This is a genomic window from Chondromyces apiculatus DSM 436 (genome assembly GCF_000601485.1).
GTDB classification, from domain to species: Bacteria; Myxococcota_A; Polyangia; order Polyangiales; family Polyangiaceae; genus Chondromyces; species Chondromyces apiculatus.
In genome coordinates this window covers 287,003-304,627 of sequence record NZ_ASRX01000005.1, presented here as the reverse complement: position 1 = coordinate 304,627, position 17,625 = coordinate 287,003, and the positions used below count along the sequence as shown (strand labels likewise).

The 17,625-nt window shown below is 70.6% G+C and carries 11 protein-coding genes; 7 read left to right on the top strand and 4 right to left on the bottom strand.

Features of this window, described 5'->3' with window-relative positions:
* Positions 1-9: 9 nt before the first annotated feature.
* The 3 genes from CAP_RS04355 to CAP_RS04345 all read right to left on the bottom strand — a co-directional run bounded on the left by CAP_RS04355 (position 10) and on the right by CAP_RS04345 (position 5,806).
* Entirely contained in the window at positions 10-1,425 is a 1,416-nt protein-coding gene (locus CAP_RS04355) for an NTP/NDP exchange transporter (protein ID WP_052374128.1), read from the bottom strand.
* A gap of 19 nt (positions 1,426-1,444) precedes the next feature.
* Positions 1,445-2,563 carry an NADP-dependent oxidoreductase gene (locus tag CAP_RS04350; protein WP_197041000.1) on the bottom strand — a complete coding sequence of 373 codons (1,119 nt, stop codon included), beginning with the start codon at positions 2,561-2,563 and terminating at the stop codon, positions 1,445-1,447.
* Between the two features lie 126 nt (positions 2,564-2,689).
* Positions 2,690-5,806, bottom strand: a complete 3,117-nt coding sequence (locus CAP_RS04345) for a DUF3427 domain-containing protein (RefSeq protein WP_044236291.1) — start codon at positions 5,804-5,806, stop codon at positions 2,690-2,692.
* 103 nt (positions 5,807-5,909) lie between these two features.
* On the opposite strand from CAP_RS04345, the gene CAP_RS04340 reads away from it, so the two are divergent.
* Genes CAP_RS04340 through CAP_RS04310 form a run of 7 tightly spaced genes read left to right on the top strand, consistent with a single transcriptional unit; the run spans position 5,910 to position 15,332 of the window.
* Positions 5,910-7,127: a hypothetical protein gene (locus CAP_RS04340; RefSeq protein ID WP_044236287.1), complete on the top strand. Its 1,218-nt coding sequence runs from the start codon at positions 5,910-5,912 to the stop codon at positions 7,125-7,127.
* Between the two features lie 13 nt (positions 7,128-7,140).
* Entirely contained in the window at positions 7,141-9,627 is a 2,487-nt protein-coding gene (locus CAP_RS04335; RefSeq protein ID WP_044236285.1) for a DUF2169 family type VI secretion system accessory protein, read from the top strand.
* Positions 9,624-11,369 (top strand): pentapeptide repeat-containing protein, encoded by a 1,746-nt coding sequence (locus CAP_RS04330; protein WP_044236283.1) that lies wholly within the window; start codon positions 9,624-9,626, stop codon positions 11,367-11,369. Before CAP_RS04335 ends, CAP_RS04330 begins: the two co-directional genes overlap by 4 nt.
* 22 nt (positions 11,370-11,391) lie before the next feature.
* Entirely contained in the window at positions 11,392-12,039 is a 648-nt protein-coding gene (locus tag CAP_RS04325; protein ID WP_044236282.1) for a DUF3540 domain-containing protein, read from the top strand.
* A 3-nt stretch (positions 12,040-12,042) separates the two neighbouring features.
* Positions 12,043-13,173, top strand: coding sequence for a S41 family peptidase (locus tag CAP_RS43715; RefSeq protein ID WP_052374126.1), 1,131 nt, complete (start codon positions 12,043-12,045; stop codon positions 13,171-13,173).
* Positions 13,174-13,175: 2 nt separating this feature from the next.
* Positions 13,176-14,960 (top strand): ComEC/Rec2 family competence protein, encoded by a 1,785-nt coding sequence (locus CAP_RS04315; protein WP_044236280.1) that lies wholly within the window; start codon positions 13,176-13,178, stop codon positions 14,958-14,960.
* Between the two features lie 54 nt (positions 14,961-15,014).
* Entirely contained in the window at positions 15,015-15,332 is a 318-nt protein-coding gene (locus CAP_RS04310) for a hypothetical protein (RefSeq protein WP_044236278.1), read from the top strand.
* A 237-nt stretch (positions 15,333-15,569) separates the two neighbouring features.
* Here the strand turns inward: CAP_RS04310 and CAP_RS49865 are convergent, their stop codons facing one another.
* Positions 15,570-17,477, bottom strand: a complete 1,908-nt coding sequence (locus tag CAP_RS49865) for a hypothetical protein (RefSeq protein ID WP_044236276.1) — start codon at positions 17,475-17,477, stop codon at positions 15,570-15,572.
* Between the last annotated feature and the right edge of the window lie 148 nt (positions 17,478-17,625).

The window sequence follows — 17,625 nt, the reverse complement described above, 5'->3', positions numbered from 1 at the left end:
ATGCTGTCGTCAGCCGGGAGCGCCAGAGCTTGCGGAGTGCGACACCCGAGGGGCCGCGCGCGCAACCATCCGCACCCGAGGGGCCGCGCGCGCAACCATCCGCTCGTGGCTTCGTCCGAGGAGCCCCGCCACCACCACCCACGCTGCCGAGATGCCTGCGGCGACGCCTGCCAGCAACGCGAGCCCCAGGCCGAACACGTCGAGCCCGGCGTAGAGCCACCCGCTGACGGTATCCCCGGCGCGGTAGATGACTGTGTCGATGAAGGCCTTCGCCTTGTACTTGTCCTCCCGCGAGACCACGGTGAAGAGCACCTCGCGCGCGGGGCGGGCGAGCGCGAAGTTGGCGATACGCCGCACGATCTGGAACCCCATCACCAGCCACAGCACCGGCGCCATCGTCAGCCCGACGAAGCCCAGCAGCGTCAGCACCGGCACGATGCACAGCGTCACCCCCACCCCGAGCCTCATCATCGCGCGCGAGGCCAGGAAGAGCTGCGCGACGAAGGTCACCACATTCACGACGAGATCGGTCTGCGCGAAGATCGCGGCGCGCTGCGCCTTGTCGGCGATCGCTTGACCCACGATCGACGTCTGCTGGAAGTAGAGGAACGTCGACGTCACCGTGTACAGGAACAGATAGCCGCAGACCCCGAGCAGGTACGGCGATCGGAACGGAGCTGCCAGGGACGCCCAGATGGTCCCTTCGATCCGCTCCTCGTCCACGGGCAGGGCGCGCCCCTTCACCTCCGCATCCGCGCTGGACTCTTCGGGTGCGGCGTGGATGCCGCGCAGCCCCAGCACCGACAGCAGCAGCGTGAACGCCGCGATGAGGAGCATCCCCGTGGGCGACACCTTCAACCAGGGGAGCGACGCTGGCGGCGACAGCACCAGCGAGGCCGCCGCGGAGCCCAGGACCCCTCCCAGGCTCCCCCCGGCGGCCACGGCCCCGAAGAAGCGCTTGCCCTGTCCCTCCGTGAACACGTCGGCCATCAACCCCCAGAACACCGAGACGGCAAAGACGCTGAACACGCTCGCCCACACGAAGAACGCCCGCTCGACCCACACCACCATCCCGGCGGGTGCCTGGGTCAAGGCCGCCCAGAAGGCGACCAGCATGAGCGCGAACACCCCGTACACGCCGGGCAGGAGCCGCCTCGGCGTCGACCGCTTCACGATCGCCGCGTAGAGCGGCATCGCCACCAGCATCACCACGAACGTCGCCGTGGTGAGCGCAGACAGGACCACCCCCTGCCGTGACGCGATCTCGTCGCGCACCGGCCGGATGAAGTACCACGTCCCCAGCACGATCCCGACCACCGCAGCGGCCCAGGGGATGCTCCTCGCTTCCGCGGGGCCGAGTGGCTCGACCCCGAACAGGCTCGCCCGGATCCGGGCCCCGATCGTCCACTGCGTGCGCTGCTGCATGAGGCGTCCTGCTGGCCCGCTAGGGCTCGTCGGCCACGACCAGCACGATCTTCCCGCGCGTGTGCCGCGAGGCGATCATCTCGTGTGCCTTGCGCACCTCGGCGAGCGGCAGCGCCTCCGAGACCAGCGGACGCACCTTGCGGGCATCGATCAACTCCGTCATCTTCGCAAGCGTCGCCGCGTCCGGGTAGGCCTGCACCCGCGCTCCCTGGATCCCCCGCTGCGACAGCGCCGCCGCCTCCGGCGCCACCAGCAAGGTGGCCAGGAAGCCCCCTTTTCGGATCACGTCGAGCGACCGCGTCGTCGTGTCACCGCCCACGTTGTCGAGCACCACGTCGACGTTCCGCACGACGTCCTCGAACTTCGTCTTCGTGTAGTCGATGGCCTGGTCGGCCCCCAGCTCCCGGAGCAGCTCCTGGTTGCGCGTGGAGGCCGTCGCCACCACCCGCGCCTCCCGCTCCTTCGCGAGCTGGATAGCGTACACCCCGACGCCTCCCGAGCCCCCCTGGATGAGCACCGTCTGCCCCTTCGCCAGCGAGGCCGTCTCGAAGAGCCCCTGCCACGCCGTGAGCCCCGCCAGCGGCACCGCGGCGGCCTCGCGGAACGACAGCGTCGACGGCTTGGGCGCCGCCTCGCCCTCCTTCACGATCGCGTACTCCGCGTACCCTCCCCCGCGCGTCCGGTCCAGGAAGGCATAGATCGCGTCGCCCTTCCGGAACCGCGTCACCCCCGTCCCCACCTGCTCCACCACCCCCGCCACGTCCAGACCCAGCACGAAGGGCAGCCGGTCCCCCATGGACTGCTTCAGGTAGCCCTCGCGCGACTTCGCGTCGACCGGGTTGACCCCCGCCGCGATGACACGGACGAGCATCTCTCCCTCCTGCGGCGCGGGCCGCGGAACCTCTTCCTGCTGCAGCACGCTCACGTCGCCGAAGGCATGGATGCGCACCGCCTTCATCGTGGCGGGCTTCCCTTCCTCCGCCTCGGCGCGTCTCTCTGGCTGGGCTGCTGCCGGCTGCGCCTTCTCTGGCTGCCGAGGGGCGGCGGCCGGCGCCGCACACGACAGGATGCCCAGGATGCTGGAGCAAAGTGTCGTCACCCACGTTGCGCGGATCGCGCTCACGACATCGTGCATCATCACCGGTCCTCTTCTTGACGGTGCTTCGTAACGGCACCCCGGCCCAGAGACAACGCGCGATGCGGCACGAAGCCTTTGCCTGAGAGGAAAGAATGGCAGGGATGGGAACCGCGCCGCGCGGCAGCGTCACGCCACCGCAGCCGCAAAGGATGTGAAGAGGTCTCCCGGCAGCGGGTGGTCGAGCCGCCACGTCACCGCCATCGGCAGCTCGCCCTGGTGCCGCACATACTGCGCAGGCCCGAGGAACCAGAACGCCCGGTCATCGCTCCGCAGCCGCGCGAACAGCAGCACAGCGCTCCCTCGCGCCCGGTGGTGCTGATAGCGCTGTCCGGTCTCCCCGTCCTCTCGCACCACTGACTGACTTTCCCAGTGGATCAGGTCCCGACTGATCGCGTAATCGCGGTAGCGCGTCGTCGGAGAGAACTGCCCGCTCGTCTTGTCGAGCGTGAACGCCATCAGATCGGCGCGCGCCTCTTTCGCCCAGTACACCCCTGTCTGCCACGGAGCGACCTTCGCGGGCGTCCCACGGCTCGCGCCTTCTCCAATCCCGAATGCACCCAGGATCTCGATGCGCGAGTACCGTGCATGCACCATCAGCGGCACATCGGCATGTGTCGAGAGCGGATGATGCAGATGGTCCACCCGCCCTGCCAGCGCCTCCAGCAGTTCCAGAAGCTCTGCCCGCACCTGCGGGTGCCCCCAGAGAAGCGTACATCCCTCGGAGAGCCTCGCACTCTTGTCGAGCGCCGAGTCCACCATCGACGCCACCAGCATCCGCAGGAGTCGCTGCTCCCTCACCGGCATCGTCGCCAGGTCTGGCGGCACTTCTTGCGCAAGCAACCGGCGATATCCGGCAATGCGCTCCAGGTCGTCCACGTGGAGCAGCCTCCCGCACGCCCGCCGCAGGATAGCCTCCGAAGGTCCGGCTGACTTCAGCGCGACTCCCGCCGCGCCACACAGGTCCGACCAGCTCTTCTGCCCTCCGTACACATCCTCGAGCTCCATCCCGGTCTCGTCGAGAAACCGCTGCAGCCCTACCGCCGCGCCTTCCTTCGTGAGCTGGCGCAGCTCAGTCGCCTTCTCGGACCACCGCTCCGGCACTGCCTTCCGGATGCTCTCAAGCACCCGCTCCGCCGCCACCGCGTCCAGCTCCATGTGACAGCCCGCGGGGAGGAACGGGAAGCCGCCCTCAATCTGCGCCTCGAGCCCTTTCCGGCTCCCGCCGAGCAACGCTCTGAAGCGCCGATCGAACCTGAACTCCGCTCGGTGGAGCCCCACGAAATCGAGGACGGTGCACACGGTCTTCCCAGGGCTCCGCCGCAGCCCCCGTCCGAGCTGCTGCAGGAACAGCGTCGGGCTGTCCGTTGGCCTCAGGAGCAGCAGCGTATCGACCACGGGCAGGTCAACGCCCTCGTTGAAGAGGTCGACGGAGAACACCACCTTCACCCGGCCCTCGCTCAGATCTGCGAGTGCCGCCCGCCGCGCTTCCGCCGGGCTGTCCCCCCACACTGCCGTCGCAGCAACCCCGGCATCTTGGAACACCCGGGCCATGAACCGCGCGTGCGCCACACTCACGCAGAACCCGAGGACCCGCATCCGCCGCGGGTCCTCGGCTTTCTCGACAAGGCGCGCCAGCACCTGCCTCGCCCACACGTGGTCTCCCGTAATCAGGTTCGACAGCTCCTCCACGTCGTACCCGCGCCCCCGCCGGAAGGGCACGTTGCGCAGATCCAGCCCGTCGTGGATGCCGTAGTAGACGAAGGGCGCGAGGCTCTGCTGATCGATCGCGTCCCAGAGCCGCAGCTCTGCCGCGATGCGCCCCTCGAACCACCCCAGCAGCGGCAGCCCGTCGCTTCGCTCCGGCGTTGCCGTCATTCCCAGCAGCTCCGCCGGGCGCACGTGCTCCAGGAGGGCCTGGTAGGACTTCGCTGCCGCGTGGTGAAACTCGTCCACGATCACCACGTCGAAATGGTCGGGCGGAAGATCCGCGAGCCCCGCCGTCGTCAGGCTCTGGATCGACGCGAACACATGCTCGAACCGCCGCGGCCGTTTCCCGCCCACCCACGGCTCACCGAACGCATGATCCCGCAAGGCGTGGCGAAACGTCGCCAGGCACTGGTCCAGGATCTCCTCCCGGTGGGCCACGAACAGGAGCCGCGCCCTCGGGAGCTGCCCCCGCAACCGCGCATAATCCACTGCAGCCATTACCGTCTTCCCGGTCCCCGTCGCCGACACCAGGAGGTTCCGGTGGTGCCCTTGCTCCCGCGACAGCGCGAGCTGCTCCAAGAGCCGCTCCTGGAAGGGCTCCGGCCGCAGCTCCACCGGGCTGAGCATCACCACCGGTCCGCCGCTGCCGACCTCCCCCACCCGTGCCGCGAATTCCTCCGCCTCGTACTGCACGAAGTCGCCGCCATTCCAGTAGCTCTCGAACACCGCCGCGATCTTGTCGACCACGTCCGGGTTCCGCACTCCCGACACCCGCACGTTCCATTCGAGACCGCTCACCTGCGCGGAGTGCGTCAGGTTCGACGACCCGATGTACGCCGTCGAGAAACCAGACTTCCGGTGGAACAGCCATGCCTTCGCGTGAAGCCGGGTCTTGCCGGTGTCGTACGAGACCAGCACCTCCGCCCCGAGCTTCAGCAGCGCCTCGAGTGCCCTCCCCTCCGTCGAGCCGGTGTACGTCGTCGTCAGCACCCGCAGCTCCTTGCCGGCCTCGCAGTGCCTCCGCAGCACCTCGAGGAGCGGCATGATCCCGCTCCAGCGGATGAAGGCCATCACCACATCGATGCGATCCGCCGAGTGGACCTCCTTGAGGAGCTGGTGACCCACCCGCGGCTCTCCTGGCGCGTTCGTCAGCAGCGTCGTGTCGAGCAGGGGGATCATCGGCGCCTCGATCACCTCCTCCGACCCATCCGGTAGCCGCCCCAGCACCGCGCGCAGCACCTCCCCCTCCCCCACGGGCGCCTCCGGCCCGATCTCCGCCTTGGGGAACGTTGCCTCGATCTCCGCGACGAGCCTCCTCGCGAGGTCCGTGCCACGCGCGACCCTCTCCTTGTCGTCCGACACGCCGTCCACCACCCGCTGCACCAGCCTCCCCAGGTGCAGCGCGAAACGGTCCGCCGCCTCCGCAGCCCGCAGCCCCTCGCGCTGCGCGCGCAGCCGCTTGTCCAGCGTGTCGAGCCGCGCCTCGACGGCCTGGGTGATGAGCACCTCGTAGAGCCCGCGGGGATGATCTGCCATCGCTCTCCACTCTAGGCCCAGCCGACTCAACTCCGCGCCATGACTTCCTGCGCTGGACCCTCCCGCGGGACGTCGCCTAGCATCGAGCCCGAGGAGGCACGCCATGGGAACGCGTGAAGGGGAGAGCTGCTCGGGGAAATACATCCTCATCGAGGTCCCCAACTGGAACGACGCCCCTGGCGAGGCCGACGCCATGTCGTCCTACCTCCGCCTCGGCGCCGTCAAGGACCCGGCCATCGCGGGGAGTGCCGGCGCGCCCAGGGCCTCTGGTGAGGACCTCGCTGCGCTTGTCACGAGCTTCGCCGACGACGACCGCGTCCGCGACGGCTGCCCCGAGTTCGTCCCCGTCTCCGAGCGAAAAGCCGAGACGGAGCGCCTCCATAGCAAGGGTGGCTGGCGTGACCACTCCGACGGCAACCGCGTCTCCACCACCCGCGGCGACAAGGTCGAGATCATCCGAGGCAACTACCGCATGCTGGTCCTCGGCCGGCAGAACCACGACTCGGGCTGGGACGCCTCCGGAGGGCACGTCCAGCAGAGCGGCATCACCTTCGAAGGCGATCCCGTGGCCTCCAGCGAGATCCGCTACGTCCAGAACTACGACGGCACCTGGAAGGTCATCGAGAACTCCATCAAGGGCGACGTCTTCACACGCTACCACGGGGACAACGTCGAGGAGCATTTCGGCAACATCCGCCAGAGCACCACCGGCTCCGAGAGCCCCGGCCAGCACCGCGAGAATCCCTCCATCGTCGAGCACACCTGGGCCACGCGCATCGAGTCGTACACCGGGTCGAGTGCGCTGCCCGTACCGCTCCTCAAGGACGAGACCTGGGCGGCCGAGATGGAGAGCAAGACCTTCGCCGACGCCATCACCGAAGAGACCACGGTCAGCGGCGCCATCAAGAGCACCACCTCGGCGAGCAGCACCGAGGACTCCACCACCGTGAACTCCATCACCAGCAGCACCACCGCCGACAGGATGGCGAGCACCACCACCTGCCCGGACATCCTCGACACCACGGTGGGCAACACCCTCTCCACCATCATCGGCACCGAGACCGAGATCATCGTCGGCAACGTCGCGGAGATCACGGTCGGCGGCGAGGAGGCCATCACCATTGGCGGCATCGTCGACATCACCATCGGCCTCATGCTCGACGTCTGCATCGCCGGCCGCATCGAGTACGACGCCGGCCCCAAGCTCGACCTCTCCACCCTCAAGCAGGAGGTCGCCCAGATCAAGACCGAGGTCGCGAGCATCCACAACAAGACGGCCGCCGCCATCAACTACATGGCCGCCATGATCAACCTCGGCTGAGCCCCGGCGACGCATGCGGGTCAAGAACACCACGCCGTACCTCTTCGGCACCACGGTCACCTCCAGGCGACCGCCGCAGCCTGAGATGACGGCCATCGTCCGTGGCACCTTCGCCCTCGCTCCGGGCGGGGTCGCCATGCCCCTCACGATGCCCCTGCCGAAGCCGGCCTCGCTCACCGGCGACGTCTTCCTCGACGACGACGACGAGCTGCGCGGCGCCTGCCTCTATCCCAGCGACTTCGCCGACTTCAAGCCCACCGCCGACGTCCTCCTCCGCGGCACCTGCCACACCCCCGGCGGCGAGCCCCTCCCCGAGTGCCCCGTCCGCTTCAGCGTGGGCGCCTTCTCGAAAACCCTCCTCGTCGTCGGCCCACGTGTCTGGCGCGTCGGCGCCTTCAGCGACCACCCCTCTGATCCCCTCCCCTTCACCCGCATGCCGCTCGGCTACGACCACGCCTTCGGCGGCCCCGACGACGACCACAACCCCGTCGGCAAGGGCCACGGCACGGGCGAGCTCCCCAATGTCGAGACCCCCGGCCACGGCGTCCGCACCCGCCGCGACAGGCCGCACCCCGCCGGCTTCGGCCCCATCTCTCCCTTCTGGCCCGAGCGCCGCGCCCGCGTCGGCAAGGACTACGGCGCTTCGTACGCGAAGCACCGCGCCCCTTTCTACGCCGAGGACTTCGACTGGACGTACTTCAACGCTGCCCCCCCCGACCAGCGCCTCCCTGGCTACCTCGAAGGAGACGAGGAGATCGTCCTCCACAACCTCCACCCCGAGCACGTCTCCTACGCCTGCCGCCTCCCCGGCGTCCGCCCCCGGGTGTTCGTCGACGACCGCGCCGGCCGCGGGCGCGAGATCGCCCTGCACCTCGACACCCTCTTCGTCGACATGGACCAGGAGATCGTCCTTCTCACCTGGCGCGGCCTCACCCCCGTCGATGACCTCGACTTGCGCGACGTCACCACCGTCCTCGTCGCCGCGGAGAAGCTCGGAGGGGCTCAGCCCGAAGCCCTCTACCGCGAGCAGATGGCCGCCTTCGCCCGCGATCCTCTGGGCCTCTCCGACCTCTCGCCCACCGGCTTCACCAGGGCTCCCGCCCAGCCCTCTGCCGCACCGTCTCCTGCGCCGTCTCCCACGCCGTCTCCCACGCCCTCTCCCGCGCCGTCCCCCGCGCCCGCCCCTCCAACCTCCCCCGCACCTCCCGCGACACCAACCACGGCGCACGACGAGGCCATGGCCCTCCTGCGCGACCGGCTCTCCCGCCTCCCGCCCGAACACCGTGCCCGCGTCGAGGCCACCGTGACGCAGCTCATCGCCCGCGCCGCTCCCCATCACGATCTCGCGGCCTCGCTCGCCGGGGCACTCCGCGGCACGCCGGACATCGCTCCCTTGCCGGGCTCCGGTGGCACTGTCGGTGCGTCCGGCGTCCCATCCGCAGCCGAGGAACCCCGCGTGGGCGCCGCCATGCGCGCCTTCCGCGAACGCCTCACCACCCTCCGCACCAGAGCCGCCACCCAGGGTGCCCCCCAGCAGACCCTCGACGCCCTCGACCGCGCCGAGCACACGCTCCACCAGCACACCCCCGCCCGACCCGCCGAGGCGCCATCAACGCCCGGCAAGAACCTCGCTGGCCAGGACCTCCGCGGGCGTGATCTCTCCGGCTGGGACCTGCGCGGCGCGAACCTCGACGGCGCCATCCTCGCCGGCGCCACCCTCGCTGGCGCCCAGCTCGAAGGCGCCTCCCTCCGCGGCGCCGTGCTCTACGAAGCCCTCCTGGAGGGCGCCGACTTCCGCAGCGCCGACCTCTCCCTCGCCAACCTCACCCGCGCCCGCGCCGCCCGGGCCAGGTTCGATCGCGCCATCCTCGACCAGGCGAGCTTCGAGGACGGCGACTGCACCGCCGCGTGCTTCGACGAGACCATCGCCAGGGGGGCCCTCCTCTCGCGCCTCCTCCTTACCGACGCCACCCTCCGCGGTGCCCGCTTCGAACAGGTACTCCTCGAAGGCGCCTTGATCGACCGGACCGACCTCTCCGGCGCGTCCCTCCTCCGCTGCCTCTTCTCCAGAGTGCGCGGCGAAGGCACCACCCTCGCCGACGCGCACCTCGCCGGCACGAGCTTCGCCGACGCCGATCTCCAGGGCGCCACCTTCCGCAAGGCCCATGGCGACGGCGCCATCTTCCTCCGTGCCCACCTGCCCGCGGCCGACCTCCGCCTCGCCGTCCTGCCCGCCGCCACCTTCGACGACGCCCGCCTCCCTCACGCCCGCCTCCAGGGCGCCGACCTCCGCCACGCCCGCTTCCTCCGCGCCGACCTCTCCGGCGTGAACCTCGCCCGCGCCAACCTCTTCTCGGCCGACCTCTCGCGCGCCACCCTCGACCGCGGCATCCTCGCGGGCGCGAGCCTCTACGGCGCCCGGCTCCAGGGCACCTCGCTCACAGACGTCAACCTCGAGGGCGCCAACCTCAAGCGCGCCATCCTGGACCATCACCTGTGACCCGCGACGAGATCCTCGCCAGGGTCGCGCGCGGCGAGCCCCTTGAAGGCATCCGCCTCGCCTCCACCAACCTGCGCGGCGCCGACCTCCAGGGCATCAAGCTCGCCCAGGCCGAGCTCACCACCGTCCGCTTCAACCGCGCCGTCCTCACGGGGGGCGACCTCCGCGACGCCCGCCTCACGGCCTGCAGCTTCCTCGACGCGAAGCTCGACGGCTGCGACCTGCGCGGCGCCCTCTTCGTCGGCGTGGACCTCACCAGCGCCGACCTCACCGGTGCTGACCTCACCGGCGCCCGGTTCCTCCGCTGCCGCCTCGACGGCGCCAGGCTCACGGGCGCCCGCCTCGGTGACACCGTGCTCATCGGCGTCAAGCTCACCCAGGGCGACCTTCGCGACGCCCGCCTCGACGGCGTGAAGCTCGACCGCGCCGACCTCCGGGGCACCGACCTCTCGGGCGCCACCCTCGCGCGCAGCTCCTTCACCCGCGCCAACCTCGAAGGCGCCCGCCTCTGCAACGTCACCGCCACCGAGGCGAGCTTCGCCACCGCCAACCTCCACGGCGCCGATCTCGACGGCGCCAGGCTCGAACGCACCGTCCTCTCGGGTGCGGACCTGCGCGGCGCCCGGCTCCCCCGCCACCTCGCGGGCTGCATCCTCGACGGCATCCGCCTCGACACGGTGGACCTCGCCGAAAGCGACCTCCGCGGCGCCGAGCTGGAGCGCGCCGACCTCCGCGGCGTCGACCTCTCCGGCGCCGATCTCTCCAGCGCCTCCCTGAACGGCACCGACCTCCGCGGCGCCCGCCTCGGCGGCGCCACACTCCAGCGCGCCGCGCTCATGCAGTGCGACCTCCGCGGCGCCGATCTCTCCGGCGCGAAGCTCGACGGCGCCATCTTCACCCAGGCCAACCTCGAAGGCGTCGACCTCTCCGGCCAGAGCCTCGAAGCCGCCGTCTTCACCCAGGCCAACCTCAAGGGCGCCGATCTCTCTGGCGCCCGCCTCGAACGCGCCATCCTCCACCGCGCCGACCTCGCAGGCGCAAGGCTCCAGCGCACCTCCATCCGCCAGTCCACCCTCCGCGAAGCCCGGCTCGCGGGCGCCTCCCTCGACAAGACCTCCTTCGAGGGCGTCGACCTCGCCAGCGCCGACTTCGGCGGCCAGCCCCTCGCCGGCCTCCGCTTCGCCCGCACCAACTTCACCCACGCCGACCTCTCCAGCATGGACCTCTCCGGCTGCGACCTCACCGACAGCGACTTCTCGGGCGCCAACCTCCAGGGCGCCAACCTCCAGGGCGCCAACCTCACCCGCACCACCTTCCGCGGCACCGACCTCTCCGGCGCCAACCTCTCCGAGACCGCTGGAAAGGGCGCCTTCTTCGGCGGCGCCAACCTCTCCACCGCCCGCCTCACCAGCTCCATGTTCCGCCGCGCCACCTTCACGGGCGCCGACCTCTCCCACGCCAACCTCGCCGCTTGCGACTTGCGCGAGGCCCTCCTCGACGGCGTCACCGCGCGCGGCGCCACCTTCGTCGGCGTCAAGGCCACCCACGCTGACCTCTCCCACGCCGACCTCACCGAGGCCGACCTCTCTCACGCCGACCTCTCGTCCACCAACCTCCACCACGTCCGCGACGACGGTGCCCGCTTCAGCGGCGCCACCCTCACCGGAGCTACACGCACCGATCTCGACCGCCTTGAGGCGGAGGCCTGGAGCCCGCCCGACCTCCCCGACGATCCCCTCTGACCCCGAAGCGCAGGAGAGCCCCATGGCGAACGCCGCACGACGCCTCGACCCGCTGACAGACCAGCCCGACGCCGCCGCCCACCCGGGCGAGCACCTCGGCCCGGCGCGCGTCCTCGACGTCACCCCCGACGGGGTCATCACCGTCGAGCTCCTCGCCCTGGAGGACGACGACGCTCCCCCGAGCGCGCCGGTCATCGCTGCCGCTGCTCCCATCGCCCCCACCTCCACCGCCGCGCCACGCCCCGTCCGCGCCCGCATGGCCATGGCGTTCCTCTACGAGCCCGTCGCCGGCGATGTCCTCCTCGTCATCGGCCGCGGCCGCCACCATTACGCCATCGGCGTCCTCTCCGGCACCGGCAAGGCTTCCCTCGCCTTCCCGGGCGACGTCGAGCTGCGGGCCGAGGGCGGCACCCTCCGCCTCGCGGGCGACCGCGGCGTCGCCATCGCCGGCCCGGCCCTCGACGTCGCCGTCGACCGCCTCGGCATCCTCGCCGGCGACGTCGTCTCGAAGTGCACCTCCCTCTACCAGCGCGTCAGCGCCCTCCTCAGCGTCCGCGCCGGCCAGAGCCACACCCTCGTCGACGACACCGCCTTCACCCGGGCGAAGAGCGCCACCCTCCACACCGAGGAGACGGTCACCGTGAACGGCAAGCAGATCCACCTCGGCTGACCCATGCTCCCCGCCTCCAACAAAGGCCTCGGCATGAGCTTCGGCTTCCCGGACGTGTGCCGCACGCCCGTGGGCCCTGCCATCGTGCCCGTCCCCTACCCCAACATCGCCCTCAATGCCCAGGCCGCGACCTTCTCCCCCATCGTCAAGGTCGCGATGATCCCCGCCCTCAACATGGCCTCCATCATCGCCATGACCTCGGGCGACGAAGCTGGCATCGCCCACCACACCATCAAGGGACGCGGCGCCTACCTCACCGGCAACCCCATCGTCCACGTCGACAAGCTCCCCGCCGTCCACCTCACCTGCCGCACTACCGGCAACAACGCCAACAACATGCTCGGCATGGTGGTCATCCCCAGCGTCGTCCACGTCCTCTACACCTACGCCGCCCCCACCGCCGCTCCTCGCCCCTTCACCGCTGCCGACGCCGCTGACCTCGCGCGCGCCACCCGCGGCGCTCCCCTCGATGCCCACCTCCACGACGATGGCATCGGCCTCATTCGCATCGACGTCTTCTCCCCGGCCCTCCCCGCCCTTGTCTTCACCGCAGTCCGCGCCCTCGAAGCGCAGCGCCACGCTGCCCATGAGCCCCTCGCCACCCTCATCGTCGACCTCCGCGGCTGCCCCGGGGGCACGCTGACGGCCGCCATCGACCTCGCCTCCGATTTCCTCGACCCCTCTGCCCTCGTGGTCACCACCCTCGACCCCGACGGCGACGAGGTGGCCCACCGCGCCCGCGGACCGCGCCTCTACAGCTTCCCCCTCGTCGTGCTCGTCGACGGCGGCACCGCCTCGGCCGCCGAGCTGTTCGCCGGCAGCCTCGCCGCGCACGGTCGCGCCACGCTCGTCGGCACCCGCACCTACGGCAAAGGCACGGCCCAGGCCCTTGTCCCCTGCCCTCCCCTGCCCTCCTCCACTGCGGAACACGACGCGCCGATGGCCCACATGGCCACCCTCGCGTGCCACCGGCTCCCCGACGGCCGCGACCTCGACGGCGTGGGGCTCGCGCCGGATCACGCCGTGGATGACGACACCGAAACCCTCGGCGTGGCCCTGGCGCTCGCGCGCACGGCCGTCGCTCTCAGCGCGCCTGCCAGGCACCACCATACGCCCACCCCCGGGGAGGACTGAGCATGCCCCCCGCCACGCTCCAGATTCACCAGATCGACGTGGGTCAGGGCGAGGCCGCGCTGATCGTGTACACACCGGCCAGCGCACCCGGGCAGCAGAGCCCCCCGCAGCTCGTCCTCATCGACGGAGGCCACACCACCACAGGAGGCGGCACCATCCGCCGCTACATGAAGAGTCATGGCTGGGACACGATCCACAAGGCCATCGTGACCCACTACGACAACGATCACAGCGAGGGGATCATCGCCCTCCTGAAGCAGGACGACATCATCGTCCGCGAGGTCCTGTACCGCGACGGTGCGGACCGGCGCCAGGACCAAGGCGGCGATGCCGACGCGCCCCTCATCCCCGGCGTGCGCGTGCGCAGGCGCCCGGAGCTGTTCCAGAGTAAGCCCCAGCAGCTCACGACCCTGGAAGCAGCCATCCGTACAGCCGAGGATAGAGAGGAGCGCCGCGCCGAGTTCGCGAATACCCCGCCGCCTCCACCCAAATCGTCACGCCCTGTCCAGGACCAGCCCCTCATTCTCAACGAAGGGGTTCGACAACCCGGCGAGCCTGCTCTCACGCTCGAATGGATGCGTCCCATTGTTGGCCGCGGCAATGACGAGAACGACAATAGCCTCACCATGTTGCTCACCTACGGCAACTTCACGTTCTACACGGCCGGCGACCTCACCAACGAGGTTCAGGACACGCTGGCCGGAGAGCTGGTGAAGGGCAACGACGGCCATGTTTGCGCGATCAAGTGCGGCCACCATGGCGCGCGGGAGAGCACCTCCCCGCGGTTCCTGAAGCAGACGAAGGCCAAGCTCGCCCTCATCTCGACCGGTCCGAACAGCTACGGGCATCCCCACCAGGAGACGATCACGGCGCTCTCCAGCAGCCCTCACATCCAGAGGATCAAGCTCACGAACTCCACGGTTCCGCGCATGGGCGTGCCCCCTCGCGCGGCCGCCAACGAGCCTCCTGCCTCGGGGAAAGTGACGGTGGCAGGGGACGATGCACACCTCGGCACCGTCATTCTCGCCATGACCGGCGACGATGCCAATTCGCCCGCGCACCCTGTCCAGATTGGCCACTATACCGGCGGCCGGTTCGCGTGGGAGGAGGTCCGCTGCGACGCGAGCAGCGCCCCCGACTACGTCTCCAACTACCCTCGTGCAGACCACTCCCAGCACCAGAACAAGCAGATACTGCACGGGCTCGCGACCGATCCCAACGACAGATGGCTCAATGCCGCGAACGGATTGAACGTCTCCCAGTCCGACGCCAGCCCGTCCAGCGAGCCCCTCGATGTGGACATGGAAGACGCGGACGACAGCGCGGAAGAGGAGGCGTACGCAGAGGAGGCGTACGCAGAGGACGAGCCGCCCGAGGATGAGGCCATGGAGGACGACAATCCCAAAGACGAAGATTATGTCGAAGGTGGGAGCAAGAAGGGGAAAGCAACGGCCCGAAGGAAGGGGAAAGGTGCTGCCTCCCGGCGCGTCGCCGCAGCCTCCCAGAGACAGGGATTGAGCACCCAGATGCAGAGCCTCACAGTCGATCCCACCGACACGCTGCTCGCCTCCCAGACATCCACGGGTGACACGCCGGCCGCGACCCCGGGACAGGACGAAGCCATGACGGACGTCTCCACAGCCCAAGATCCTGCCGCACCCCAGGGCTTTTCAATCATGCCCGGCCCGCACCAGAGCCAGTCCAACCAGCAGACCGTCGTCCGTCAACGGCGCAGGGACCGGGCCAAGCTGCATCTCAAGAACGTGCTCGGGATCAGGAAGAGGTAGCCCCGGTTCCCCGCTCAGGACGCCGACACGCACGACCTCGGCGCCGTCCTCGCGGTGAGCGGCGACGATGCCTGGGTCTCCGTCGAGACTCAGTTCGGCGATGGCGACCCCCGTGCCGGCCGCAGCTTCCACAAGGTGAAGCTCGCCGACGTCACCCCTATCGACACCTCCAGACCCCTCAAGGTCGGGGAGCCCTGCCTCGCCACCAGCATCGCCCGGATCGAGCCCTGCAAGGTCACCAAGATCATCGACGGCGGCATCGCCTACATCGTGAGCTTCGGCGACAGCGCCTCCAGCGCCGACAAGGAATGGGAGATCGGCACCGTCGCCTCCGCCCCCAAGGACACCGGCAAGCCCGCCACGAAGCCCTGAACGGCTCACCTTCCTGTCCTGCCGCGGGAGCGCCCCTCTCCGACGCACACGGCGCCGACCTTCCCTCCCATCGCCCCGCCCGCGAAAAACGCACCGACCATTTTCCCTCGGGCAGCACCCGCGTGTCGAACGAGGCGCCACCCCTCACGTTCGTCGCCAAGGAGCTGCCCATGCGCCTCAACCCCTGGAAAGTGTCGACCGTCGTCCTCGCCTCGGCCCGCGCAGCGCAGCTCCGCCCTAGGGCTTCCGCTGCTGCCCCTGCTGCCTCCGGAGCTCGTACCAGCGCCCGTACATCTCCTGCCACTGGCCGTACTCCGCTGGATTCGAGCGGAGCCGCTCCTTCCAGGCCGCGTCGACCGCAGCCCGCTTCGCAGGGTCTCCGAGCCCGTAGCGCTCGAAGATCGCCGCGCGCACCTCGGGTGTCACTGCAAGCTCCACGCACAGCGCCGCGTAATGCGCGAGCGACAGCACCTTCTCCACCGGCTCCCGCAGCGGCGGCGCCCCTTCCACCCGCCTGCCCTCCTGCCCTGCCGACGGCGTCGGCGCGCTCACCGGGGGCCTCGCCTCCTGCCCACGCTTGCTCTCCTGAGCTGCAGCGGGCGTCGGCGTGGCTCCGGAAGCCTCCTTGACCTGCTTGCGCTCCTGGTCCGGCATCGGCACCGCCGAGGCTCCCGACTCACCGACCCCAGGACGGAACGGAAGCGCTGCCTTCTCCAGCAACCCCCGCGGGATCGCCACCTGAAGCGAGGTCTCCGCAAGAGCGCTCCTCGGAGCTGGTCGCACCGTCGGCGCCGCCGAGGGCAATCCTGCCGACGACGACGACGACGACAGTGATGACGACGACGACGGCGGCACTGTCGATCCCGGCGCCGGCCGCGACACTGCCGATGCTGACGCGGACACTGGCCCCGCCGCCTCGCGGATGAACGGAAGCGCTGGACCACGCGGGACGTCGAGCGTCGGCGCGGTCTGGGCGAGCGCGCCGTGCACCCCTGCAGTCTTCGCGGGCGTTCCTGCCTCCGCGAATGGAAGCGCTGGACCACGCGGGATGTCCAGGCTCGGCGTGGTCCCGGTCAGCGACTCCGCCGCCCGCAGCACCTTCGGCGCCGCTGCCTTGGCGGTGACCACCTCCCCCTCCACCTTCGCAAAGGGGAGCGCTGCCCCACGCGGAACATCCACCAGCGGCGCTGTGACCTGCAACGCTACCGGAGCCACGAAGCGTGATCCTCTGCCGGGCCCCCGCTCCAACGCTGGCGCCCCGAAGGCCCTCCCTCCGGGCATCGTGCCCGAGCCTCCCTCCCCTGCTCCCCCTTCCGCCCTTCCTGCCTCCGCTCTTCCTGCCTCCGCTCTTCCTGCCTCCGCCTCCTGCGCACGCGCCACCAGGGCAGCCACCCGCCTCTCATGGTGCGCCCGCAGCCGCGCGCAGTCCGTCGCCAGCGTCGGATCCCGTGCGAACGCCGCCTGCCACCGCGCATCCAGCGCAGCCTTTGCCGCTTCGTTCTCCACTCGGTGGCGCCGCAGCACCCGCTCCCGCTGCCCTGGCAATGCCTCCAGCTCGACACATAGCGCCGCGTACTCAGCCAGACCCAGCCCCAGCGCCTCCTCCACGCTCGCCGCGCCCGCCGCGCCCATCGCCCCCGGTGCTCCCGCGCGCCCCTCCTCCGACGGCCGCCCCCCTACCACCCGCGATGCCCGCAGCACCCGCGGCCCCACCCTCAAACTCCCGAGTGCCCCGGGCCTCGCGCGCAGCTCCCCGAGCCGCTCTCCGAGCATTGCGTCCTTCTCCGTGCGCCGCGCCCACCGCCTCCGCAGCCGCGACACATCGTTCAACCCCAGGCCGTGCGCCGCGAGCAGCTCTGCTCCCCCGGGTCCCCCCGCGGCCCCTCCGAGGCTCCCGAGGAAGCTCGCCCACGCCTCCACCTCGTCCCCCAGCGGCTCCACGGGCCGCTCCAGCCAGTCCTCCGCCTCGGCGAGCGCCACCTCGTAAGCCGCGAGCACCTCCGGCGCTGCCACCACCCGCTGCTTCCACCCCAGGTCCGCCGCCGCGAATGCCCGCGGCTTCAGCCCCTCGACGGCGAGCACCTCCTCCAGCGCGAACCCCTCCGCCACCGCCGCTTTCACCGCCGCGTACTGGACCAGCGACACCCCGCGGATCGGCGCCTCCGCTCCCGCTCCCCCCTCTCCAGCGCCGCTTCCTGCGGTTCTCGTGGCGCCTCCCCCGCCCGTGGCGCCTCCCCCGCGCCTGGCCTCTCTCCCGCCCGTTGCCCCACCGCTGCCCATCGACACCGCCGCC